Annotated in this window: 19 protein-coding genes and 1 tRNA gene; 10 read left to right on the top strand and 10 right to left on the bottom strand. The window is 73.2% G+C overall.

All coding sequences use genetic code 11. The features are described 5' to 3' along the window. Positions 1–236 precede the first annotated feature (236 nt). On the top strand, positions 237–2480 hold the full coding sequence (locus tag ACF9IK_RS35435) for a protein kinase domain-containing protein (RefSeq protein WP_395298161.1): 2244 nt from the start codon (positions 237–239) through the stop codon (positions 2478–2480). Between the two features lie 378 nt (positions 2481–2858). Here the strand turns inward: ACF9IK_RS35435 and ACF9IK_RS35430 are convergent, their stop codons facing one another. The 4 genes from ACF9IK_RS35430 to ACF9IK_RS35415 all read right to left on the bottom strand — a co-directional run bounded on the left by ACF9IK_RS35430 (position 2859) and on the right by ACF9IK_RS35415 (position 6006). Continuing rightward, a complete protein-coding gene (locus ACF9IK_RS35430) occupies positions 2859–3065 on the bottom strand; it encodes a hypothetical protein (RefSeq protein ID WP_395298160.1) in 207 nt (68 codons plus the stop codon). Further along, a complete protein-coding gene (locus ACF9IK_RS35425; protein ID WP_395298159.1) occupies positions 3062–3499 on the bottom strand; it encodes a hypothetical protein in 438 nt (145 codons plus the stop codon). The genes ACF9IK_RS35430 and ACF9IK_RS35425 overlap by 4 nt, the downstream gene beginning before the upstream one ends. Before the next feature lie 135 nt (positions 3500–3634). Continuing rightward, positions 3635–5161, bottom strand: a complete 1527-nt coding sequence (locus ACF9IK_RS35420; protein ID WP_395298158.1) for a sensor histidine kinase — start codon at positions 5159–5161, stop codon at positions 3635–3637. After that, positions 5158–6006 carry a response regulator transcription factor gene (locus ACF9IK_RS35415; RefSeq protein ID WP_395298157.1) on the bottom strand — a complete coding sequence of 283 codons (849 nt, stop codon included), beginning with the start codon at positions 6004–6006 and terminating at the stop codon, positions 5158–5160. Before ACF9IK_RS35415 ends, ACF9IK_RS35420 begins: the two co-directional genes overlap by 4 nt. A 339-nt stretch (positions 6007–6345) precedes the next feature. Between ACF9IK_RS35415 and ACF9IK_RS35410 the strand changes: the two genes are divergently transcribed. Then, positions 6346–7950: an ABC-F family ATP-binding cassette domain-containing protein gene (locus ACF9IK_RS35410; protein WP_395298156.1), complete on the top strand. Its 1605-nt coding sequence runs from the start codon at positions 6346–6348 to the stop codon at positions 7948–7950. A gap of 149 nt (positions 7951–8099) precedes the next feature. Here ACF9IK_RS35410 and ACF9IK_RS35405 read toward each other — a convergent pair whose 3' ends face one another. The 3 genes from ACF9IK_RS35405 to ACF9IK_RS35395 all read right to left on the bottom strand — a co-directional run bounded on the left by ACF9IK_RS35405 (position 8100) and on the right by ACF9IK_RS35395 (position 12017). Then, the gene (locus tag ACF9IK_RS35405) at positions 8100–9155 is read right to left on the bottom strand and encodes a serine protein kinase RIO (RefSeq protein ID WP_395298155.1); all 1056 of its coding nucleotides are present in this window, start codon (positions 9153–9155) and stop codon (positions 8100–8102) included. A 422-nt stretch (positions 9156–9577) separates the two neighbouring features. Then, positions 9578–10603, bottom strand: coding sequence for a polysaccharide deacetylase family protein (locus ACF9IK_RS35400; protein WP_395298154.1), 1026 nt, complete (start codon positions 10601–10603; stop codon positions 9578–9580). Positions 10604–10838: 235 nt separating this feature from the next. After that, positions 10839–12017: a hypothetical protein gene (locus ACF9IK_RS35395; RefSeq protein WP_395298153.1), complete on the bottom strand. Its 1179-nt coding sequence runs from the start codon at positions 12015–12017 to the stop codon at positions 10839–10841. A 500-nt stretch (positions 12018–12517) separates the two neighbouring features. Here ACF9IK_RS35395 and ACF9IK_RS35390 point away from each other — a divergent pair, with 500 nt between their 5' ends. From ACF9IK_RS35390 to ACF9IK_RS35365, 6 genes are all read left to right on the top strand, one after another. After that, positions 12518–12982 carry a phage tail protein gene (locus tag ACF9IK_RS35390; protein ID WP_395298152.1) on the top strand — a complete coding sequence of 155 codons (465 nt, stop codon included), beginning with the start codon at positions 12518–12520 and terminating at the stop codon, positions 12980–12982. Positions 12983–13172: 190 nt separating this feature from the next. Next, positions 13173–14393 carry an ABC transporter substrate-binding protein gene (locus ACF9IK_RS35385; protein WP_395298151.1) on the top strand — a complete coding sequence of 407 codons (1221 nt, stop codon included), beginning with the start codon at positions 13173–13175 and terminating at the stop codon, positions 14391–14393. Further along, entirely contained in the window at positions 14390–15322 is a 933-nt protein-coding gene (locus ACF9IK_RS35380) for a carbohydrate ABC transporter permease (protein ID WP_395298150.1), read from the top strand. Before ACF9IK_RS35385 ends, ACF9IK_RS35380 begins: the two co-directional genes overlap by 4 nt. Then, positions 15319–16149 carry a carbohydrate ABC transporter permease gene (locus ACF9IK_RS35375; protein WP_395298149.1) on the top strand — a complete coding sequence of 277 codons (831 nt, stop codon included), beginning with the start codon at positions 15319–15321 and terminating at the stop codon, positions 16147–16149. The genes ACF9IK_RS35380 and ACF9IK_RS35375 overlap by 4 nt, the downstream gene beginning before the upstream one ends. Positions 16150–16186: 37 nt before the next feature. Then, complete coding sequence (locus tag ACF9IK_RS35370; protein WP_395298148.1) at positions 16187–17374, top strand: ABC transporter ATP-binding protein; 1188 nt, start codon at positions 16187–16189, stop codon at positions 17372–17374. A 176-nt stretch (positions 17375–17550) separates the two neighbouring features. Beyond that, positions 17551–18417, top strand: coding sequence for a class I SAM-dependent methyltransferase (locus ACF9IK_RS35365; RefSeq protein WP_395298147.1), 867 nt, complete (start codon positions 17551–17553; stop codon positions 18415–18417). An 83-nt stretch (positions 18418–18500) separates the two neighbouring features. On the opposite strand, the gene ACF9IK_RS35360 is transcribed toward ACF9IK_RS35365, so the two are convergent. Next, complete coding sequence (locus tag ACF9IK_RS35360; RefSeq protein ID WP_395298146.1) at positions 18501–19007, bottom strand: ArsR/SmtB family transcription factor; 507 nt, start codon at positions 19005–19007, stop codon at positions 18501–18503. Positions 19008–19064: 57 nt separating this feature from the next. Here ACF9IK_RS35360 and ACF9IK_RS35355 point away from each other — a divergent pair, with 57 nt between their 5' ends. After that, complete coding sequence (locus tag ACF9IK_RS35355) at positions 19065–19979, top strand: S41 family peptidase (RefSeq protein WP_395298145.1); 915 nt, start codon at positions 19065–19067, stop codon at positions 19977–19979. Between the two features lie 184 nt (positions 19980–20163). On the opposite strand, the gene ACF9IK_RS35350 is transcribed toward ACF9IK_RS35355, so the two are convergent. Then, positions 20164–20237 (bottom strand) — tRNA-Met (locus ACF9IK_RS35350). 324 nt (positions 20238–20561) lie between these two features. Between ACF9IK_RS35350 and ACF9IK_RS35345 the strand changes: the two genes are divergently transcribed. Next, on the top strand, positions 20562–21623 hold the full coding sequence (locus ACF9IK_RS35345; RefSeq protein WP_395298144.1) for a hypothetical protein: 1062 nt from the start codon (positions 20562–20564) through the stop codon (positions 21621–21623). Between the two features lie 294 nt (positions 21624–21917). Here the strand turns inward: ACF9IK_RS35345 and ACF9IK_RS35340 are convergent, their stop codons facing one another. After that, positions 21918–24008 carry a HelD family protein gene (locus ACF9IK_RS35340; protein ID WP_395298143.1) on the bottom strand — a complete coding sequence of 697 codons (2091 nt, stop codon included), beginning with the start codon at positions 24006–24008 and terminating at the stop codon, positions 21918–21920. Positions 24009–24094: the final 86 nt, after the last annotated feature.

The following is a 24094-nucleotide window of genomic DNA, read 5'->3' as shown; positions in this document are numbered from 1 at the left end:
GATCGGCCCGGCGCTGGTGGTCGGACCAAGGGATTCTTTCGGGCGTTACTTGTGTTGGAATCCGGCCGCAGCCAGGCGGACGCGTCGATGGCGAGCACCGAACCTGATCCAGCGGTCGGGGCCACGGCGTTGGCTGCGTTCGTGATCCGGTCGGCCTGGAGGTCACCTTGTGCTGGGCAGAAGCTGACGCTGCTTCTACGCTGGTGCCCGTCGATCGACGCATCCAGGGGGGACGGGTGACAGGTCAGATCCTGGCAGGGCGATACCGGCTGACCGGGCAGCTCGGGGCCGGTGGCATGGGGGTGGTGTGGCGGGCCGAGGACCTCGTGTTGCATCGAACCGTGGCCGTCAAGACCATCGCCGCCGGCCCCGGGGTCGCGGTGGAGGCGGCGGCCCGGTTGCGGCGCGAGGCTCGGGCCGCCGCCGGACTCTCCGACAGCCCTCATGTCGTGACGGTGCATGACTTCGACCAGGATGGCGACATCCTCTTCATCGTCATGGAGCTCGCCCCGGGCCGGACCCTCGACCGAGTTCTGGCCTCCGACGGACCGCCCTCCCCCGCCCGCGCCGTGGACTGGTCCCGGCAGGTCTGCGCCGCCCTCGCCTTCGCCCACGAACACGGCATCGTCCACCGGGACATCAAGCCGGCGAACGTGATCCTCACCCCGGACGGAACGGTCAAGGTCCTGGACTTCGGCATCGCCTGGTTCCACCCGGCCCTCGGCCTGGAGCAGTTGAGCCGGACCGACAGCGTCCTGGGCAGCGCCCCCTGGATGAGTCCCGAGCAGGCGCACGGCCAGGGTTTCGGCCCCGCCTCCGACCTGTACTCCCTGGGCTGCCTCCTGCACCACCTGCTCACCGGCGCCCCGCCCTTCGCCGGCCGCGAGCTCCTCGCCCAGCTCGTCGCCCACGCCTCGGAGATCCCAGAACCGCCATCCCGAAGCCGGCCGGACCTCCCACCCGAGCTCGACGCCCTGGTCGCCGAACTGCTCGCCAAGGACCCGGAACAGCGCCCCGCCTCGGCGGCAGAGACGGCGGCCCGGCTCGGGGCGGTGGCCGCACTCCTCGGCGCGCAGCCCACCGCTGGTCCGGCACCACGACCCTCGCCGCCGCCACGGCCACCCCTCCCACCGGTCGGCGCCGAACCAGCCGAACCCGGCAACCCACCCAGATCAGCCGCGCCGGCCGACGACCGGAAGGTAGGCCGACGCTCGGTACTGCTCGGCGTGGGCGTCGCCGTTGTGACGGGTGGCGCTACCGCCGCGCTCGTCCCCCGGTTCCTGGACGGCGGCAAGGGCTCGGGCAGCGGCGGTGGGGCGACAACGGCAGCCTCCCCCGGGGCGACCGCCCAACCGGTCCGACCGCGTTGGACGGTGCCCGGCAACGACGTGCCGTCCGGCCAGGTGGGCCCCCTGCTCATGACGAACGCCGGCCCCCGGGACGCGCGCTCCGGCAAGGTCGTGTGGCCGTATCCGGGCCAGGCCACTCCGATCGACGACGCTCTGCGCCTCTCCTCGGACTCGATCCTGGTCCTCGACGGTGACACGGTGAAGTGCCTGGACATCGTCACCGGCAAGGCGCGCTGGTCTCGGGAGCTGAGTATTGGCAGCGGCGAGGTGAGCGACGGCGCTCACCACATCGTCGTTGCGGACAACGCCCTGTACGTCGGCTACGGCAAGCACGTCTGGCGCCTCGACCCCACCAACGGCGCGGTGGTGTGGACGTACGTGATCCGCAGGGACCGGGGCCAGTTGAGGCACCTCGACCTGGCCGGTGGTGCGGTCCTGCTCGACGACTGGAAGGAACGCTGGCTCGCCGTCTCCCCGGACACCGGACAGGACCTGTGGAGCCACCGACCGGCGGACGGCGGCGAGGAGGACGGGGTCGCCGGCTCCACCGACGACCGGATCTTCTTCAATGGCAGCAAGGAGCTCCATGTCGTCGCCGCCCGCGACGGCGAGGTCCTCGGACCGCTCCAGGCCGGCGGTCAGGTCGTCCCCGAGTACGGCCTGGTCGCCGGGCAGTCCCTTGCGGACACGTACACCTCAAGCGCCTGGGACCTGACCTACGGTCGCCGACTGTGGGGCATCTCCGGCACGCTGGTGATTCGCCGGTGGGACACCGCCCTGCAACTCCGGTACAACACCCTCAACCCCGGCAACCGGATTGTCGACATCCGCAACGGCACCACCCTCTGGGACGCGCCAGACCTGCGGGACGTCATGCCTGAGAACTGGAAGGCCACCGCCCGCCCCGGCCCTCCCTGGTGCTTCTCCCCACTCAGCTCGGACTCCGACCTCGTCCTGGTCGACCCGGTGAGCGGCCGGCGCAGCCGCCCGGTCCGGTTCCCGCAGCGCATGGTCCGCTGGGCCCAGGTCCTCGGTGACGCCGTGTACGTCATGTGCGACGACGGGCAGAAGGTCGGCGACTCTCTGGTGAATCCGATGGTCTACGCGATCGACCGCCCGGACAGCCAGTAAACGACGCCACCGCTCACCGTGCCTCTCCCTCCGGAGACCTGGAGGGACGGCTGTACCGCTGTTGTTCAACCCCTTGCTGCCTGCCAACAGTTTGATCCGTCACCGACGGTCACCGGCGCCGGACGGCACCTCGCAAAGTAACGCTCGGAACGGATCGCAAACTACAAGTCGATACCCCAGGTCGAAGAGGGACGGACTCGCAGACTTCCCGTTGAAGTCACACCGGTCGGTGCCCGCTGACGGGCGGGACGGTCCGGAGTCGGTCACGCGTCGCCGTGGCCGTCCGCGCGCACGCCCCGCCCCTGGTCCGGCCGGACGGCGTCGCCCGCAGGACAGCCCCGCCGTGACGGCCAGGGCTGCCCTGCCGAGACGCCCGGGTCAGCCGATGTCGGCTGCGGCGTCGGCGTCGGCCTGGGCGGCGGCGCTCTCGGCGGCGTCCAGCTTCTGCTGCATGTCGTCGACCTGGGAGCTGTCGGACCGGTCCGACTTGGCGTCCCCGTCGCCGCCGGCAGGACCGCAGGCAGTGAGCAGGGCGGCCCCGGCGAGGAGCACGGCGGCGAGTGCCGCGGCGGGGCGGCGGCTCACTTGCCGGACCCCTCGCCCTGCGCGGCGCACCAGGTCGCCACGGACTTGAGGTCCTTCTGCCGGGTCTGCAGCGTGGTGACCATGGCCTTGCGGGCGGTCAGACGGTCGCTGAGGTAGGTCTGGATCTCGGCGTGGCCGGCGGACTTGGCGTTCGCGACCCGCTGCTCCAGGCGGGCGACCGAGCCGACCACGGTGGCGTCGCCGTTGATCCGGTTCAGCGCCTTGGTGACGCGCTCCTCGGTCCTGGGCAGCCGCTTGCAGATGCCCTTGGCCCCGTCGCCCTTCGGGGTCGTCGCGGCGGCCGGGGCGCCCGACGGCGAGCCCTTGCCGCCGTCGGCCTGGGCGGGTGCGGCGACGAGCAGCGAGCCGGCCAGGGCGAGGGCGCCGATTGCGGCGATCCGGCGGCCGGCGGGGAGGAGGTTGGCAGCGGGCATGAGGCATCGTCCTTTCGCCGTCGAGGGCTCCGGTCGGCCGGCTACGGGCCCGGCCGACCGGAGGTGGTGTCCAGGAGCGTAGGGATGCTTCTTGTGGAATCCCTGTGGAACGGGGACGGCCCCCGGGGGCGGTGGTCAGCGGCCCCGGGCGGCAATCCAGTCCCCGCGGGCCGGCAGCTCGACGGTCGGCGCGTCCGGACGCGGGAGCGGCAGCATCACCTCGACCCGGCAGCCGGCGCCGCCGGGCGGAGTGGTGATGCCGACCGTACCGCGGTGCAGGGCGGCCTGCTGGGCGACGAGGGTGAGTCCGAGGCCCGAGCCGGGGCTGTCGCGCCGGCGGTGGAACCGCTGGAAGACCGCCTCCCGGTCCTCGGGCCGGACGCCGGGGCCGGTGTCGTCCACGGTGAGCCGCGCCGCCGGACCCGCGGCGGCGAGCCGCACGGCGACGCGCGCCGGGGCCGTGGCCGTGCGGCCGTGCACGGCGGCGTTGCCGAGCAGGTTGGCGAGCATGATCCGCAGGCCGGACTCCCAGCCGAACACCCTCATCTCCTCCGGGGCCTCCACGGTGAACTCGGCACCCGGGTGGCGGCGCCGGGCCTCGTCGGCTGCGGCGTCGACGAGTTCGGCGAGGTCGACCGGCTGGAACGCCTCCAGCTGGACGAGGTCGCCCCGGGCCAGGGTGCTCAGCGCGGTGAGCAGGTCGAGCAGCCGGGTGTGGTCCTCCCGCAGCTCGGCCACGATCTCCGCCCGGTCGAGGGCGGGCAGGTCGGGGTGGGCGGCCAGCACGTCGAGGTTGGTGCGCAGGCTCATCAGCGGGGTGCGCAGCTCGTGCGAGGCGTCGGCGGAGAACGAGCGGGCCGTGTCCAGGGCCCGGGCGGTGCGCCGGGCCTGTTCGTCGTAGCGGGTCAGCAACAGGGCGAGGGCCGCGGAGAGCTCGTCCACCTCGGCGGTCCCGGTCCGCTCGGCGGCGAATCCGTGACCGCCCGGCCCGTCGCCCGGCCCGCCCGCGGGACCGGTGCCACCGGACGGGACCGGTCCCGCCGGGTCCAGGAGGGCGGCGCGGCTGCTGAGGCGGCGCAGCGGGGCGGTGGCCCGCTCGGCGAGCGCGAAGCCGATGAGCGCCGAGACCGGCGCCGACACCAGGGCCACCAGCAGGACGCGGCGCCGCACCACGGCCGCTTCGCGGTCCGCCGGCCCGGTGGGGGTGACCACCTGGAACAGGCCGGAGTCCGAGCTCGCGGGGCCGCCGTTCGTGCCACCGGCGGTGGTGACGGCAACGGTGAGGACCCGCCAGGCGGTGCCGTGCTCCCGCACCGTGACCGGGCCGCCCGGCGCGGCCGGGAAGGCACCGGGGCCGTCGGGCTGCGGGCCGACGGAGAGCAGGACCGCGCCGTCCGCGCCGGTCACCCGCACGCCCAGGTCGAGGGCGGCGTCCACCACTTTGCGCTGCTGGTTCTGTTCGACCTTGGGGCGGCCCTTGCTGTCGGCGGCCACCAGCGCCCGCACGCCGGGCAGGAGGGCGGCCGCGCGGTCGTTGAGCCGGGCGTCCTGCTGGTGCCGCAGGTCGCGGCCGACCAGGGGCAGGAGCAGCAGGCCGGCGAGCACCACCAGGAGTGGCACCACGGCGGCGGCCCAGAGCGCGATCCGGGTGGAGAGCCTCACCGCGGACCGGACCTACTCGGGCCGGTGACCCGGACGGCGCCGGCGGGCGGACGGTCGGCTCCGTCCGGCAGCCGCAGCACGAAGCCGACGCCCCGGACGGTGTGGATGAGCCGGGGCCGCCCGCCTGCCTCGGTCTTGCGCCGCAGGTAGCTGACGAAGGTGTCGACGGCGTCGCTGCGGACGTCGAAGTCGTAGCCCCAGACGCGCTCCAGCAGCTGCTCGCGGGAGAGGACCAGGCCGGTGTTCCGGGCGAGGTGGGTGAGCAGCTCGAACTCCCGCCGGGTGAGCCTGAGTTCCTCGCCGTCCAGGTGGGCCTGACGGGTGCCCGGGTCGATGGCGAGAGGTCCGGCGAGCACGCGGTCGTCCGGCTGCGGCGGGCGGCGGCGCAGCAGGGCCCGCAGCCGCAGGACCAGTTCCTCCAGCGCGAACGGCTTGACGAGGTAGTCGTCGGCGCCGGCCTGCAGTCCGGCGACCCGGTCGGCGGGCTCGTCCAGCGCCGAGAGCATCAGGACCGGGATGTCGTCGCCGCGGGCGCGCAGGCTGCGGCAGACCTCGGCGCCGCTGAGGCCGGGCATCGACACGTCGAGGACCAGGACGTCCGGCGCGTCGGCGGTCATCCGGGCCAGGGCCGTCTCGCCGTCCTCCGCGAGGGCCACCGAGAAGCCGCTCAGGCGGAGGCCGCGCTCCAGACTGCGCCGGATCGCCGCGTCGTCGTCCACCACCAGAACCCGCCCGCCCGGCGCGGCCCCGCTCCCCGGCAGTGCCCCGCTCCCCGGCCCGGAGGCACCACCCGGGCCCGACCCGTTGCCGGGGCCGCCCGCGGCCCCGGACCAGCTCTCCTGCATCGGCGCCTCCTCGTGTCCGGGCGCCGACCCTCTCACACCGGGGTGCCGGGGCGGTCCCGGGGGTGTCCGCAGCAGGTCACACGGCTCGCATCACGGCGGAGGCGCGGGCGGCCGCGCCGGTCGGCGGCGGCCGCGGGTCGACGCACGGAGCCGGTGGTGCCCCACCCGCCCCCACCCGGCACCGCGCATCAGCGCGACAGCAGCAGCGCCGCGAAAGGCACGTGCGCGGTGCCGCGCCGGCCTGTTACGGTGGCCGCATGTCTACGCCCCGAATCTCCTAGCTGAGGACCCGCTTCCACACCAGAAGTGCGTCCTCTTGCTATTTCGGAGCGTTATCCCATGCTTACCGTTCGCGGTGTCGAGCTGCGCGCCGGCGCGCGCCTGCTGCTGTCCGACATCTCCTTCACCGTCTCCCCCGGCGACCGCATCGGCCTGGTCGGCCGCAACGGCGCGGGAAAGACCACCCTCATCACCGCCCTCGCCGGCCACACGGCGCCCGCCGCGGGGGCGATCGCCCGGACCGGGCCGGTCGGCTTCCTCCCCCAGGACTCGCACGCCGCCGATCCGTCCGTCACCGTCCTCGGCCGGATCCTGTCCGCGCGCGGGCTCGACGAGAGCCTGCGCGGGCTTCGCGCGGCCGAGGCCGCGATGGCCGACGCCCGCGGTGCGGCAACGCTGGAGCGGGCGATGGACGCCTACACCCGCGCCGAGGCCGCGTTCCAGGCCGGCGGCGGCTACGCGGCCCAGGCCGAGGCGGCCCGGGTCGCCGCCGGTCTCGGGCTGCCGGAGCACGCCCTGGGCGAACCGGTCGGCGCCCTCTCCGGCGGGCAGAAGCGCCGGGCGGAGCTGGCCCGGATCCTGTTCGCCGGCGAGGGCGGGACCCTGCTGCTGGACGAGCCGACCAACCACCTGGACGCCGATTCACTCACCTGGCTGCGCACCTTCCTGCTGCGGCACCGGGGCGGCCTGGTGGTGATCAGCCACGACACCGGGCTGCTCGCCGACCTCGCCAACCGGGTCTTCCACCTGGACGCCACCCGGGCGGCGATCGACATCCACAACACCGGCTGGTCCGGCTACCTGGCGCAGCGGGACGCCGAGGCCCGCCGCCGGGCCAGGGAGCGGGCGAACGCCGAGCGCAAGGCCGCCGCGCTGCACACCCAGGCGGACCGCATGAAGGCGCGCTCGGCCACCGCCGTCACGGCCAGGAGCATGGCCCGCCGTGCGGACCGGATGCTCGCCGCGCTGGAACCGGTCCGGCAGGCCGAGAAGGTCGCCCGGATCCGGCTCCCCGAGCCGGCCCCGTGCGGCCGGACGCCGCTGGGCGCGATCAGCCTGGCGAAGTCCTACGGCGGCCGACCGGTCCTCACCGGGGTGGACCTGGCCGTGGACCGCGGCAGCCGGGTGGTGGTGCTGGGGCTCAACGGCTCGGGCAAGACCACGCTGCTGCGCCTGCTCGCCGGCGCGGAACGGCCGGACGGCGGACGGGTGGTCCACGGGCACGGTCTGCGCCTGGGCTACTTCGCCCAGGAGCACGACACGCTCGACCGGGAGCGCACCGTCCGGCAGAACCTCGCCGCCGCCGCGCCGCACCTGAGCGACGGTGAGGCCCGCCACGTGCTGGGCGCGTTCCTGTTCTCCGGGGACGACGCCGACAAGCCGACCGGCGTCCTCTCCGGCGGGGAGCGGACCCGGCTGGCCCTGGCGGGGCTGGTCCACTCCGGGGCGAACGTCCTGCTGCTGGACGAGCCGACCAACAACCTCGACCCCGCCTCCCGAGGCGAGGTGCTGGCCGCGGTCGGCGACTACCCGGGGGCGATCGTGATGGTCACCCACGACGCGGGGGCGGTCGACGCCCTGCGGCCGGACCGCGTCCTGCTGCTGCCCGACGCGGACGAGGACCTGTGGAGCGACGACTACCGCGGTCTGGTCGACCTCGCCTGAGGGCGCGCGGCGGGCGGTGCACCGCAGCCCCCGGTCCGGCACGGCGTGCCGTCGGCCGGGCCGGGGGCGGCCGGGCCGGGGGCGGGCGGGCCGGGGGCGCCGGTCCCCTCGCCGGGGACCGGCCCGCCCCGCCGTCCGCGCGCACCGGCTCACCCCAGCCGTGCGTCGAAGGCCAGCTCGCGGACCAGCTCGTCGACGCGCCGCTCGGCCAGGCCTCGGGAGACGAACCAGGCCCCGACGTTGCGCACGTCACGCTCCAGGAACGAGCGCCCGCGCGGGTTGGCGATGACGTCCACGATCTGCGGGACGTCGATGATCACCAGCCGGCCCTCGTGGACCAGGATGTTGTACGCGGAGAGGTCGCCGTGGGCGTAGCCGTCGGCGGCGAGCACCGAGAGGCTGCGGCCGAGCTGCCCCCAGAGGTCCTCGACGTCCGCATCCTCGGCGCGCAACTGAGCGAGCCGGGGCGCGGCCGTACCGTCGGCGGTGCCGACGAACTCCATCAGGATCTCCGTGCCGGTGATCTGAACCGGGTAGGGCACGGCCACGCCGGCCGACCAGAGCCGGCACAACGCGCCGAACTCGGCCGCCGCCCACTGACCGGCGATCGCCTCGCGGCCGAAGGCGGTGCGCTTGGCCATCGCCCGACTGACCCGGGACTCCTTGTGCTGACGGCCCTCCAGGTAGCCGGAGTCGCGGTGGAACATCCGGTGGGCGGCGTCGCGGTAGCGCTTGGCGGCCATCAGCGTGCGCCGCCCGGTGCCCGGGACTCCGCGCTCCAGCAGGAAGACGTCGGCCTCCTTGCCGGTCTTGACGATCCCGAGCTCGGTGTCGACGGCGGCCAGCTCGGTGACCACCCAGTCGGGGCGCGGTTCCGGCCCCTTCTCGGTGGGGGTGGACTGGTCCCAGGTGGACCAGCGGTCGCCCCCGGCCGGACCCTCGGCGGCCGGGGCCGGGAGGACGCCGGCGTCCTCGCTGCGGGCGGGGTGCTCGGCGTACCCGGGGTACGCCGAGTACTCGTGGGACACGGCGGCCTCGACGGCCCCCGTGTCATCGGTGAAGTGCGTGAAATCGGCCTCGAAGGAGGCGAATTCGGGGTGCTGGAAGTCGGCGTCGTCGAACCGGTCGGACCGGCGGCCGCGCCGAGGACCGCCCTTGGGGCGGATACGGGAGAAGGAATCGCTGTCGGTGTAACGCTCGCGCACTGCGGTGGCTCCAGAGGAACGGCCCACCGTGGCGCCGATGATGGCGCGTCGTCAGCCGGTGGGCGAATGACGGAAGAGAGTGGCGTAGGGCGCGCACACGAAGGCGCGCCGCGACAGGGCGGCAACCATTCGGACACACCTCCTCTTCGTCAAAACCTCACCCGGCACCGCGGGGAGAGAAGCTCCGACCGCGGAAGTCATGAGGACGGGCACAGCATATCCGGTCCCGAGCCGGACGCAAGCGAATTGTCGGTGGCCGGCGGACAGCCCTCACGCGGCCTTCCGCCGCCCGCCCACGCAGCCGGCTCAGGCGTCGGTGCCCTCCCTGCCGCGGCGCGGTGACCGCTCGGCGGTCAGGCCGGCGGACGGCTCCGGCCCGGCCTCGTGGAATGCCGCCAAGCACGGGCAGAGGACGTCGACGGCTACCTCGCCGAGGTGCGGGCGCGCCCGGCCGCCAACTCCTCCAGCGCGACCAGCCGGTAGCCGCGTTCGCGCAGGCCCGTGATCACCGCGGGCAGGGCGGCGACGGTCCGGGACCGGTCGCCACCGCCGTCGTGCATCAGCACGATCGAGCCGGGCCGGACCTGCCGCAGCACGCGTTCGGCGACGACCTCCGGCCCGGGCCGCGCCCAGTCGTTGGTCTCGACGTCCCACAGCACCGTCGTCAGCCCCGACTCGGCCACCCGCTCCAGCAGTTCGGGGCTGCGCCCGCCGTACGGGGGCCGCAACCACGGCAACGGGCCGCCGCCGGCCGCCGCGATGGCCTCGGCGGTGAAGGAGAGCTGACGCCGCAGCTCGATCGGGCCGAGGTCCGGCAGATAGGCGTGCGACCAGGTGTGGTTCCCCAGCGTGTGGCCCTCGGCGGCGATCCGGCGCACCACGCCGGGGTACGCCAGCGCGTGCAGGCCGATGCAGAAGAAGGCGGCCGGGGCCTCGTGGCGGCGCAGCACGTCCAGGATCCGCGGGGTGTGCTCCGGGTGCGGGCCGTCGTCGAAGGTGAGCGCCACCAGCGGCGCCGCCCCCTCCCCACCGTGCAGGAGCCGCCCCTGCGCGCCGAGCCTCCGCCCGACCGCCGCGGAGGCCTCCTCCGCGGCGCGGATCCCCTCCTCGCGCCCGCTCATCGTCCACCCGCCGTCCCCGAGCGCCACCAGCGACTCCGGCCGTGAGGCACCCAGTTCGGCGAGCGCCTCCGCCGTGACACGACCGTCCGCCAGGAGCGGCGGGTCGGCGCGGAGGACGGCGACGCCGGCCGCCGTGAGGGAGCTGTCGAGGATGCCGTTGCCGCTGTCGACCACCACCGCGAGGCCGTGGGGCGCCCGCCGCGCCAGCTCGACCAACCGGGCCACCGGCCGTTCCACGGCGCAGCGCCGGTACGCCTCGACCGGACCGGCCGGTCCTCCGTCGGCGTCCACCACGGCGATCCGGTAGCCGTCCCGCGTCAGACCCACACCGGCGAATCGCACTGCGGCGCCCTCCCTCCCCCGGCGCGGCCGACGAGGCCCGCCTCCCTGCGCGGCGGGCCCGATCCTACGGACGGCGAGCCGCCACGGCGACACTCTCGACGAACATCGCACACCCGGCGGCCACGAGTTCCGCAGGACGACGAGCGGCTCGTCGGGGAGCGGGCACGGCTCGGGCGGACCGGCGCCCCCGAACACCGGCCGGTCCCGGCCTGGAGACCGGCTACCGCCGATTCGCACCCGGCCGGTGGGCGTCGCACAGCCAACCGGCCGGGTAGAGCCGGGCCTCGGCCCCGCAGTGTGTACGGCCTGCCGAGCAGACCCCTTCGCGGACCGAGACCAGGGGCGGTCGGGGGATCGGCGCGGGGATGCCGGCCGCGGGGAGCCAGATGGCACCGCCACCGTCCCGCGGCGGCACGTGCCCGAAGCGCCGCGTGCGTCGTGCGGCCCGGTCCACCGCGCACTGCGTGTCCCGCGGCCGCCTCCCGTGGGCGGCGCTCCGGGTCGCCGCCCCCTGTCTCGCGTGGTCGTCCCCGGCGAGGGCGCCGCCGCTGTCGAGGTACGTCTCCAGGTCCGGGGCCGGCGCCCAGAAGCGGTGCAGCGCACGGCCGGCCTGCACCGTGAGCGGGACGTAGGCGCCGTCCGCGATGTCCCTGACGAGCTCGTCGAACTGCCGTGGCCGCGGATTCCACCGCGGGTGGCGGCGCCCGCAGCTCCCCTGTCGGCGCTCGGGGCACGGCGCGGGCATGCGCTCGCAGAGCTGCAGGTCGAGGGTCCGCACCCCGCCGCGGACCAGCAGGTCGCGGTCGTCGCGTATCGCGGCTGCCGGCAGGTCGTCCGCGCGGGTCCAGCGGACGACGTCGATCAGCGGGGACTTCGGGTCCACGGTGTGCCAGACCGTCGTGATCCCGTCGGCGCTCGCGGCGGCGTCGCGGCTGCGCGCGGTCGCAGCGGAGATGTAGGAGAGCTGCGCGTCGAATCCGAACCGCCTTCCGCCGGCGCCGGTGACGAGGACACCGGTACGCCTCCTGCCGTCGGCACCGACGGCGTCGACCTCGGCGGTGTGGCCGCCGCTCTCGGCCGCCCGGGCGTAGCGTTCCTTGTACGCCTTGTGCTCGTCGCTCTCTCCGTGGTGGCCGTCGTGGTGGGGGTTGTGGTGCGCGGCTATGCGCACTCCCCGGCGTTCGTAGACGTACATCCATGCCGAGACGCCGCGGACGGCCAGGCAGTCCGGGCAGTAGAGCCCGCGCCGGTGAACGGGCCGCCGGTCGGCGAGAAGTCGCTGCCAGAGGTCCGGGTGGTCGGGGTGGCCGAGGTCGTCGCGGTCGAGGTCGAGGGGGGCGTTGACGAGGATGCAGAAGACGGGGTTGCGCTTGGAGGTTTCGCCGTCGAAATCGTCCATGGCATCTCTTTTCTGCCTTCGGCCACCGAGGTAGGGTCGGCGGGCGGGGACCGCAGGAGAGCATTCAATATTCACACTGCCGAAGTCCCCCGGGATCCAAACAGCCGACGGCGGATTGTCCGGATTCCGCCGGCCCCCGCCGCCCGGATCCCGGAATGCCGGAGGTCTCCACCCGCTGCGGCACGTTCGCGCGCGGCCTTTGGGCCCCGGACCGTCGAGAACCGGCCGATGTGCGGCACGGCCGGGACGGAAACCTCACCGATCACGCCGGCCGGAGCAGGGGCTCGCGAACGGGCAAGGGCGCTCTCCGAGCCGCTCCGGTGCCGCTGGAGCGAACTCCGGCGCACACCCGCCCTGCCGGCCGGTCATCGTCGCCGACGCCGCATACGATCACCGCGTCGCACCTTCCCGCCGCGTCGACGAGCGGACCACGGCCGTCACCACTCGGCGCCCGGCCGGCGATTCGGTCAGCCACCCGCGGCAACGAGAAAGGATCCGCCATGTCCTACACCGTGGATTTCGACACCGTCTCGACCGTCGGTCTGGAGTCGTCACCCGTCGCGGAGGCGCTCGCCGGCCTGCGGGCGAACGAGGCCCGCTACTTCAAGAACAAGTACGACCACGTCTTCACGGTGGAGCCTGCGAGCGAGGCCGCGACGGTGGTCGACTGGGTGCACCGGATCCTCAAGGAGGAACGCGAGATCGTCATCTCGTCCCGGCCCCTCGAAGCCACGGCCTTCCAGGTCGACAACATCCGCATGGCCTACGTCTTCTACGAGAGCGGTCTTTCAATCAACGTCATGTACACCATCGACGACCCCAAGAAGCGGGCGGTCGGCTTCAAGCTCTCGGACGGGATGGAGGTTCCCGAGGAGCTCGCCTCGCGATTCAAGTTCGCACGGCAGAAATCGAAGCTCGCCGGCACCATCCGCGGTTCGTACTTCGTTCTGAAGAGCGAGTACTGACGGGCACGTGACGCCCTGTCGGAGGCTCCGCCGTTCGGCTGGTCGCCCGGCGCGGCGGGCCCACGGCTGACGCGGCCGCGCGCGGCGGCGGGCTAGCGTCGTCGAGTCCGTCCGCCACAGTTCCGGGAGAGCGATGCCGGGTATCCGCGGGTTCCGCTCACGGTGGTCCACCGCCGCTGCGGGTCTGTTCGTGCTCGCGCAGACCCTGACGGGCTGCGGGAGCAGCGGACAGGGCGGACCGGTCACGCTGAACTGGTACAACTTCCCGGACGACTCCGGGGCCCTCCAGCAGGCCGCCGACCGCTGCGGCCGGCAGTCCGGCGGCCGGTACACCATCAACTACAACAAGCTGCCACGCGGCGCCGACGGCCAGCGCCAGCAGCTGGTGCGCCGGATGGCCGCGCACGACGCCCAAGTGGACATCCTCGGTCTGGACGTGACCTGGCCGGCCGAGTTCGCGGAGGCCGGCTGGATCCGCGAGTGGACCGGGCCGATGAAGGAGCAGGCCACCGCGGACACGCTGGACGCGGCCGTGCGGACCGCGACCTGGCAGGGACGCCTGTTCGCGGCCCCGTACAACTCCAACACGCAGCTCCTCTGGTACCGGGACGACCTGGTGCCGACCCCGCCGAAGACCTGGGCGGAGATGCTCGCCCAGGCGGGTGCGCTGGCCGAACAGGGCAAGCCGCACTACGTGGAGATCCAGGGCGCCCAGTACGAGGGCCTGACGGTGTGGTTCAACACCCTGGTCACCAGCGCGGGCGGCTCCATCCTCACGCCGGACGCGCAGGCGCCGTCGCTCGGTCCGCCGGCGGTGCTGGCCGCACAGGTCATGCACGACACCGCGACGTCGGCGGCCGCCGATCCTTCGCTGCCCAACCAGATGGAGGACCAGAACCGGCTGGCGATGGAGTCGGGGACGGCCGCGTTCGAGCTCAACTATCCCTTCGTCTACCCGTCGATGAAGGCCAACCAGCCCGAGCTGTTCCAGCACTTCCGCTGGGCGCCGTACCCGTCGGTGCTGCCGGACCGGCCGGCCACCGTCACCATCGGCGGGATCGACCTGGCCGTCGGCGCCTACGGCAAGCACCCGGACCTCGCGTTCGAGGCCACCCTGTGCCTGCGGGACCGCGAGAACCAGCTGACCAACGCGCTGAAGGGCGGCCTGCCGCCGTCCCTGCGCAGCCTCTACCAGGCCGCCGAGCTCACCGAGAGCTACCCGTTCGCCGCGGACGTGCTGGCCGCGCTGGACGACGCCAGCGTGCGACCGCAGACCCCCGCGTACCAGAACGTGTCCATCGCGGTCTCGCACACCCTCTCGCCGCCCGCCGACATCCATCCGGAGAGCACCGTGGCCGACCTCCGCGGGCAGATCGAGGACGCCCTCGGCTCCAAGGGGCTGATCCCGTGACACCTGCCACCGCACTCGGCGACCGGGCCGGGAAGAAGACCGCGGAACTCTCCGAGGGCGCCCGTCAGGAACGCCGACTCGGTCTCCTGCTCTGCGCGCCCGCCGCCGTCGTGATGCTGGCCGTCACCGCCTACCCGATCATCTACGCGATCTACCTCTCGCTGCAGCGCTACGACCTCCGGTTCCCGCAGGAGGCGCACTGGGTCGGACTCTCCAACTACGGCGCGGTGCTCACCTCGCCGTTCTGGTGGCAGGCGCTGTGGGTGACCGTGCTGATCACCGTGGTCTCGGTGGCGATCGAGCTGGTGCTCGGCATGGCCCTCGCCCTGGTGATGCACCGCGCGGTGTTCGGCCGCGGCACCGTGCGCACCGCGGTCCTGATCCCGTACGGCATCGTCACCGTGGTCGCCGCCTACTCCTGGCAGTACGCCTGGACGCCCGGCATCGGCTACCTCGCCGCACTGCTGCCGGAGGGAAGCGCCCCGCTGACCGACCAGTGGCAGGCGATCGGCCTGATCATCCTGGCCGAGGTGTGGAAGACCACACCGTTCATGGCCCTGCTGCTCCTCGCGGGCCTGGCCCTGGTGCCGGAGGAGACCGTCCGGGCGGCGATGGTCGACGGTGCGACGTTCTGGCAGCGGCTGCGGCTGGTGGTCCTGCCGCTGATGAAGCCGGCGATCCTGGTCGCCCTGCTGTTCCGCACCCTGGACGCGTTCCGCATCTTCGACAACATCTACGTGCTGACCGGCGGAGCCAACGACACCGGATCGGTGTCGATCCTCGGCTACGACAACCTGTTCACCGCCCTGAACCTGGGCATCGGGTCGGCGATCTCGGTGCTGATCTTCCTCTGTGTGGCGGTCATCGCCTTCGTCTTCATCAAGCTATTCGGCGCCGCCGCGCCGGGCGGAGAGCCGGAGCGCCGATGAGCAGCCGCACCCGTACCCTGACCAGCTGGGGCTTCGCCAACCTGATCGTCATCCTGTACGCACTGTTCCCGGTGTGGTGGATCGTGGCGCTCTCGTTCAAGGACCCGAGCACCCTCACCGACGGCGACTTCATCCCGCGCGAGTGGACGTGGGAGAACTACCGGGGCATCTTCAAGACCTCGGAGTTCACCCGCGCGCTGGTCAACTCGATCGGCATCTCGGTGATCGCCACCACCATCGCCGTCGTCCTCGGCACCATGGCCGCCTACGCGGTGGCCCGGCTGCGGTTCCCCGGCAAGCGGCTGCTGATCGGCGTCTCGCTGCTGATCGCCATGTTCCCGCCGATCTCGCTGGTCTCACCGCTGTTCAACATCGAGCGCGCGCTGGGCATCTTCGACACCTGGATCGGCCTGATCATCCCGTACATGACCTTCTCGCTGCCGCTGGCGATCTACACCCTGTCGGCGTTCTTCCGCGAGATCCCGTGGGACCTGGAGAAGGCGGCCAAGGTGGACGGCGCCACCCCGTGGCAGGCCTTCCGCCTGGTCATCGCCCCGCTGGCCGCTCCCGGCGTGTTCACCACCGGCATCCTGGTCTTCATCTTCTGCTGGAACGACTTCCTGTTCGCCATCTCCCTGACCTCGACCACCTCGGCCAGGACCGTACCGGCGGCCATCGCCTTCTTCACCGGCAGCTCGCAGTTCCAGCAGCCGACCGGGTCCATCGCCGCGGCGGCGGTGGTCATCACCATTCCCATCGTGATCTTCGTCCTGCTGTTCCAGCGCCGCATCGTCGCCGGCCTCACCGCCGGCGCAGTCAAGGGATGAGACCGCCCCCGACCGGGCGGGACCAGGAAGGCGAACCGTGGCCGAGATCGTCCTCGACGGCATCACCAAGCGCTACCCCGACGGCGCTCTCGCCGTCCGCGACTTCAACCTCACCATCGCCGACGGCGAGTTCGTCATCCTCGTCGGCCCCTCCGGCTGCGGCAAGTCCACCACCCTCAACATGATCGCGGGCCTGGAGGACATCACCGAGGGCACCCTGAGCATCGGCGGACAGGTCGTCAACGACCGCGCGCCCAAGGACCGCGACATCGCCATGGTGTTCCAGAGCTACGCGCTCTACCCGCACATGAGCGTCCGCGACAACATGGGCTTCGCGCTGCGCCTCGCCAAGGTGGACAAGGCCACCATCGCGGCCAAGGTCGAGGAGGCCGCGAGCATCCTCGACCTGACCCAGCACCTCGAACGCCGGCCGGCCAACCTCTCGGGCGGCCAGCGCCAGCGGGTCGCGATGGGCCGCGCCATCGTCCGGGACCCCAAGGCGTTCCTGATGGACGAGCCGCTGTCCAACCTCGACGCCAAGCTCCGGGTCCAGATGCGCACCCAGATCGCCGCACTCCAGCGACGCCTGGGCACCACCACCGTCTACGTCACCCACGACCAGGTCGAGGCGATGACCCTCGGCGACCGGGTGGTCGTCATGCGCTCGGGCGTCGTCCAGCAGGTCGGCTCGCCGCAGCACCTCTACGACGCACCGGTCAACCTCTTCGTCGCCGGCTTCATCGGCTCGCCCGGCATGAACTTCCTCGCCGCCACACTGGAACAGAGCGCCCTGCGCACCTCCCTCGGCGACCTCCCGGTCGACGACCGCACACGCCGCGCGCTGGAGCAGGCGGACGCACCGCGCGACGTCATCGTGGGCATCCGCCCCGAGGACTTCGAGGACGCCGCTCTCGTCGACGACCACGGCGGCGATCCCGTCTGCACCGTCACCGTGGACGTCCGCGAGTCCGTCGGCTCCGACGTGTACGTGCACTTCACCGAGACCGGGGGCCCCGCTCACTCCGAGGAGCTCGCCGAGATCGCCGCCGACTCCGGCCGGGCGGACACCGGCATGGGCGAGCACCGTCTCGTCGCCCGTCTGAACACCGCGACCCGCGCCTCCGAGGGCGCCCGGCTGGACCTGTCGATCAACACGTCCCGGATGCACGTCTTCGACCCTCGCAGCGGCACCAACCTGACCCGCCCGGGTGAGCCGGCGACCTGACCCGCCGACTCCCGAGGAGTACGGCGGGGTATGCCTTCGACGGGCGGCCGCGATTCCGGCACACGGGGTTCGGGACACAGGGTTCGGGGCCGGACCCGCGCCACGCCACGCCGCGCCACGCCACGCCACGCCGGAGGATCCCCCGTCCGCGGCCGGGAGTTCACGAAGGGACCCCGATGACGCGGCATCGATCCGACGGACCGCCCGACGGACCGGCCGATGCCCCGCCCGGCATCGTGGACGGCCGACCGGTCGACGCGCCGCTCCTCGGCCTCGCCGCGTTCTACGCGGACGGCGACGAGGCCGGCCGCCTCACCTCCGGCCGAACGATCGGAACCCTCGAACTGCTCCGCACCCGGGAGATCCTGCGCGCCCACCTCCCGCCCCCGCCCGCGGCGGTCCTGGACGTCGGCGGCGGGCCGGGCGTCCACGCCCGGTGGCTCACCGACGACGGCCACCACGTGGTCGTCGTCGACGCGGTGGAGCGGCACGTCCGCCAGGCCCGCGACCTCGGCCTGACCGCCACCGTCGGCGACGCGCGTCGACTCGCGCAGGGTGACGCCTCGTTCGACGCGGTCCTGCTCCTCGGGCCGCTCTACCACCTGCCGGAGGCCGCCGATCGAGTGCGTGCCTGGCAGGAGGCCCTCCGCGTCGTCCGCCCCGGCGGCCTGGTCGCCGCGGCCGCCCTCAACCGGTACGCCAGGCTGCTCGACCCCGCCGCGACCGCTGCCCTGGACGTCGCCACGACCGGCCTGCTCCACCGCGCCGACGGGCCCACCAGCTACTACCACTCCCCCGCCGAACTCCTCGACGAAGCCGGTCGGGCCGGCCTGTCCGAGCCGGCGGTGTACGGCGTCCAGGGCCCCGCCTTCACCGCCCTGCGCACCGAGGAACGCCACACCGGAGCCAGGGACCTCGGCGCGGACGCCCTCGAAGCCGCCCTCGCCGCCGCCCGCTTCGCCGACGCCCACCCCGAACTCGTCTTCACCAGCATGCACTTGCTCGCCGTCGCCCACCGCCCGGCCGAACCCGGCCCGCGGTGAACCCCCGTCCACTCGACGACGGCGGGTCCGGGCCTCGTCTGCACCCCGGCCCGCCGGGGTGCCGGGCGACATCCCCACTGGTCCTACCCGCCGGCCTGCTGGTAGAGCGTCACCAGGAGACCGTGCACCGGCTCGCCCTCCCCGTCCTCCTCCGTCTCGTCGACCAGTGCGGCCAGCGCCTCGGCGAGCCGCGCCGCCTTGGCCGGGCCGAGCCGGAGGTGACGCACGGTCAGGAGGTGGTCGACGGGTGAGCGGTCCAGCTCCTGGGCGATGGCTCCGAGCAGCGCGGCCGTGCCCTCGGCCTGCGGTTCGGCGACCAGGAGCCGCTCGGCGGTCCGCCGGTAGTACTTCTCGGTGCCGCCGCGCACCCGTCGTGTTCCCGCGTCCTGGACCAGCCCCGCCCCGCACAGCACCCTGAGGTGGTGGGAGACGCTGCCCTTGTTCACCCCCAGCTGCACGGCGAGCCGACTGATCGTCGACGGCCGGGCGCTCAGGGCGAAGAGCAGGCGCTGGCGCATCGGGTGGGCGAGTGCGGTGTGCTGAAGGGGAGTGCTGATCCGCTGGAGGTCTTCACCTGGTTGTCGGCTCACCCGATCAAGCGTTAAGTGTGTTTGACGCTTTGGCAAGTCGCTGGTCTACTCCCTCCCATGACCTCCACCACACCGTCACCCGCACTGGACACCGCCGCCGTCGTCGAGTCGATCGCCGACCTCGTCGCCGGGAACTACGTCTTCCCCGATGTCGCCCGGCAACTGGCGTCGCTGCTGCGGAGCCGGAGTGCCGAGGGCCTTTACCGGGTCGAATCCGCCGAGGAGTTGGCCGAAGCCGTCACCGCGGACCTGAGGTCCGCCAACGGCGACCTGCACCTGGCCCTCAAGTACCACGCCGTGCCGGTGCCGCACGAGCAGGGCAAGGCTGTACTCGCCGCGATGCGGAGGGAATTCGACGCCTCCCTGAGCGGTGTTCCGCGCGTCGAGCTCCTCGACGCCGGCGTCGCGGTCCTGGAGATCGCACCCAAGATATTCCCGCTGGACTGGGCGGCGCAGCCACTGGCCGCGGCGCTCTCACTGGTGGCACCCGCCCGAGCCCTCATCCTGGACCTGCGCCGCAACACCGGTGGCGATCCGGACACCGTCGCCTTCGTCTGCGGCTACCTGCTCGACGGCCGTACCCACCTCAACACCATGCTCTCGCGGCAGGGGGAGGCGGCCGCACAGTCCTGGTCGCCCCCGTTCGTCCCGGGTGCCCGCTTCGGCGCCGACAAGCCGCTCTTCGTGCTGACGAGCGGAAGCACCTTCTCAGCGGCCGAGGAGCTCGCCTACGACCTGCAACAGCTCGGGCGCGCCGAGGTCGTCGGGGAGGCCACGCGGGGCGGCGCACATCCGCGCGACGGCTGGACGGTCCACCCGCACCTGGAGCTCAGCGTGCCCGTCGCCCGCGCGGTCAACCCGGTCTCGGGCACCAACTGGGAGGGCACCGGCGTCCGGCCCGACGTGCCGTGCGACGCCGAGGCGGCACTCGACCGCGCGCTGTCCCTGGCCGTGGCGCGCCTGGCCCGGTGAGCCGGTCCGGAGGTTCCTGAGCGGTCGCGGGGGATCCGCTCGATGATCCGGCCCGCGGTCCCGGGCCACCCGGACAGTGCACCTCGGACCGACGGGCCCCGAAGCCGCCGCGGTTCCCGAACGCGTTCCACGCGCACATGAACAGAACGGCCCGGAACAGTTCGTTCCGGGCCGTTCATTCTCGTAGCGGGGACAGGATTTGAACCTGCGACCTCTGGGTTATGAGCCCAGCGAGCTACCGAGCTGCTCCACCCCGCGTCGGCAGAAGAAACAGTACAGCCTCACAGGCTTGGCAGGCAAAACGGTTCCGCCACGAAGACGCTGCGCCACCACCCATCGCAGTGGCGCGATGACACGGCGTCGCGCGTAGTCGTTCAAGTGCGGAGGGTGGCCGATGGCCCGTCACGGCCGCCGCAGGCTCCGCATTCCGGCATTTCGCCCCATGTGGACGCCGACGGAGGGTTGTGGTATGCCCCCCGCGGCGAGACGATGATGGAAAGACTTCCCAAAGGCCCGACAGCCGGCTCGGCGACCTCAACCGCCCGCTTTCGTGCGGTGGTTCGTAGACGGGAGGGTTTCCTCATGGCTGGTGGCAAGATGGCGGCGGCCTATCCGGCGCCGAAGTTCTGTTCCGTAAGACCGTCCGCAACGCCGGCTCCCCGGTTAGGCCTGGCGCCGGCTCGCGCCAGCGCGATACGCACCGTTCGGAAACGGTGGCTGAACGGTACCGTCCTGCACTACTGCTTCCTCGACACCGGCGGCCCCGATCGCCCGCCCGGCCAGCCGGACGCCGTCCGCAACGCCGTCACGGAGTGGAAGGATCTCGGCATCGGTCTGGACTTCCGAGAGGTGGACGACAGCTCGGAGGCCGAGGTCCGGATCAGCTTCAAGGGGGACAAGTCGGAGTCCGCCGTGGGCCGGGACGTGCTGCAGGTCCCGCGCCGCGAGCCCACCACCAGCTACGGCTGGGACCTGACGGACGCCTCCGGCCGTGCCACCGCGCTGCACGAGCTCGGGCACGTCCTGGGCTTCGAGCACGAGCACCAGAACCCGAACGCCGGGATCGACTGGAACGACGAGGTGGTCTACGCGGCCCTCGCCCAGCCCCCCAACCGCTGGGACCGGGCCACGACCTTCTTCAACATCATCCGCAAGCTGGACCCGGCCGAGGTCGAGGGCTCGATGTTCGACAAGGACTCGGTCATGGAGTACCCCATCTCGCCCGGATGGATCAGGCGGCCGAAGCAGCTCCGTCTCCAGGGCATTCCCGAGCCGCTGTCCCTGTCGGCGACCGACAAGGAGGACGTTCTGGCCTGGTACCCGGCGCTCGTCGCCCAGCCCCGCCTCCTGAAGCCCCGCGAATCCGTGCAGCTCCCGACCGGAGTCGGCGACCAGGTCGATTTCGCGATCTCACCGACCGAGACGCGCAAGTACTCCATCGGCACCTTCGGGGACGCCGACGTGCTGATGGCCCTGTTCGAGCGGGTCAACGGCGAGCTGCGGTACGTCACCGCCGAGGACGACAGCGGCGAGGACCGCAACGCCCGCCTGGACGTCAAGCTCTTCCAGGGGCGCAACTACCTCCTGCGGGCCCGCATCTACTCCGCGTGGGGCGCCGGCGAGGCGGCGCTGATGCACTGGTGACGTCCGCCCTTCGCCGCCGTTCCCGGCCCGACCCGGGAAGGGCCGCCGCGAGGGGAGGCACCGCCGCCGGGGCGTGCGGAGGCCCCCGGCCCCTCCGGGCGCTCGGCTCGTGAGGCGCGGTCAGGGCGGCGGCGTGGGCGACGGTGTGGGTGACAGCGTGACCTGACGGGTTCGAGCCGAGCGGAGCCGCCGGAGGTGTTCAGGCCACGGACGGCGTCCCTGGCCACGGCCCAGGCCCGGCGGGTGCCGCGCAGGAAGCCGGGCGGCCGACTTCCTGCGCGGCACCCCGCGCTCCTACCCGCCGGCCGGCTGGACGGTGACCGTGCACAGGCGCTTGGTGGCGCGGGTGAGAGCGACGTAGAGGTCCCGTTCGCCGGCGGGGCGGGCGGCGACGATCCCGCCCGGGTCGACCACGACGGCCTCGTCGAACTCCAGGCCGCGCGCCTCGGAGGCCGGTACCAGCCGGGCGTACCGTTCGACCCCCGCGGCCGCCAGCTCCTCCGTCCTTCCGTCCGCGCAGATCACCCCGAGCAGCTCGCCCGGGTGCGCGGCGGCCTGCGCCCGCAGCTCGCGGAGGAGATCGGTGACGAGCCGCTCCGGTGCCGTTGCGACGGTGCGGGGCGCGTCACCACGACGGATCGAGCGGACCGGCGGCTGGCCCGGCGCGATCCGGCTCAGCAGTTCCCCGGTGGTGGCCAGGATCTCCTGCGTGGTCCGGTAGCTGACGGTCAGCGTCCGCAGGTCGAAGCGCCCGCCGACGGGCTGGCCGAGCGCCTCGTTCCAGTCCCGCGCGACCGTGGCCGGGCCCGCCTGCGCGAAGTCGCCGACCAGCGTCATCGACCGTCCCGGACACCGCCGCACGACCGTCCGCCACTGCATGGCGGTCAGCTCCTGCGCCTCGTCGACGACGACGTGCCCGAAGACCTGCTCGGGCGGGCCGTCGACCAGGCTCGCCGCCTCGTCGAGGAGCGGTACGTCGGCATCGGCCCACGGCGCGCCGGGCGCGCGCAGCAGCACGGCCCGTTCCTCGTCGGTGAGCTGCGGCAGGTGCGTGGCGAGCGCATCGGCGTCCGACAGCAGGGCGCCGACCACGTCTCCGGGCACGAGTCGCGGCCAGTGGTCCTCGACGGCCCGGTCGACGTGCGCGTCGTCGAGGAGGGCGGCTCGGACGGCGTCGGCGTCGAACTCCTCGGCCCCGGTGGCGGGCGCGGCGTCGATGCCGAGGTTGCGCAGGTCCCGTGCCGCCAACCGGTCGAGGTCGACCCCGGTGAGTTGCGCGACCTCCGCGTCGATGCGCTCCAGCGTCTCGGCCATGCCGCGCGCCAGCGTGTTCGTCAGGGCGTCGACCAGCGACTCCCGGAACCGGCGGCGCGCCGGGTTGTGTGCGAGACCGCTCGCCTGCGCCGCCTTCCGCGCCTCGGCGACCTCCCACTCCTCCAGGCGGACCCACTCCTGCCCGACCCGGACCGTGAACTCCCCGCCCGGGGCCTGCCGCGCGCGGACCACCTCGGCCAGCGCACCCGCCAGGGCCGCCCCGCCCTTGAGGCGGGCGGCGTCGAACCGGTCCACCGCGCCCGGCACGACACCGGCCAGCTCCTCGCACGTCGCCAGGACGACGTCGTTCTCGCCGAGCGAGGGCAGCACCTGGGAGATGTAGTCCAGGAACCGCGCGTTCGGCCCCAGCACCAGCACGCCGCGCTCGGCCGCCTTCGGGAACGCGTACAGCACGTACGCGGCACGGTGCAGCGCCACCACCGTCTTCCCGGTACCCGGGCCGCCCTGCACCACCGTCACCCCCCGGTGCGGCGACCGGACGATCGCGTCCTGCTCCGCCTGGAGCGTCGCCACCGCCGTCCCCATCCGCCCCGTTCGCCGTGCCTGGAGCGCCGCCGCGAGCGGGCCGTCGCCGACGATGTCTCCGGCGGTGGGAGCGGAGCCGTCCAACAGCTCGTCGCTCACCCCGACCACCGTACGGCCCGTCATGCTCAAGTGACGGCGGCGTCGCAGCCCCATCGGATGGACCGGCGTCGCCTCGTAGAAGGGCCGGGCCGCCTCGGCCCGCCAGTCCACCAGCACCGGCAGCTCGTCCTCGTCCCGCTGGAGGCCCAGCCGCCCGATCCGCAGCTCCGTCCCGTCCGCCAGGTCGATCCGGCCGAAGACCAGCCCGCCCTCGGCTCCCTCCAGCCTGCGCACCTCCCCCGCCAGCCGCCCGGCTGCCACCTCCCGCTCGTACACCTCGCCCGCGCTGCCCGCCGCCGACGCGAGCACCTGCCCCAGCTGCGCCCGCGCCCCGGCGAGCCGCTCGTCGAAGAGCCCGCCGATGACGGACACCTGCGCCCGTTCCAGTTCCACCTGCTGTGCGGCGCTGTCACTGATCTGCGACAAGGAAAAGCCCCCTTCTCGGTTCGCCCAGACACTATGCAGACCGATTCCGTGAAAGTAAACGTTGACTTTCCCGTGTCGAATGTGTC

The sequence above is a fragment of the Kitasatospora hibisci genome, assembly GCF_043950205.1.
Lineage (GTDB): Bacteria > Actinomycetota > Actinomycetes > Streptomycetales > Streptomycetaceae > Kitasatospora > Kitasatospora hibisci.
Note: the sequence above shows the minus strand (reverse complement) of the source record. Positions and strands in the feature narration are given on the sequence as shown.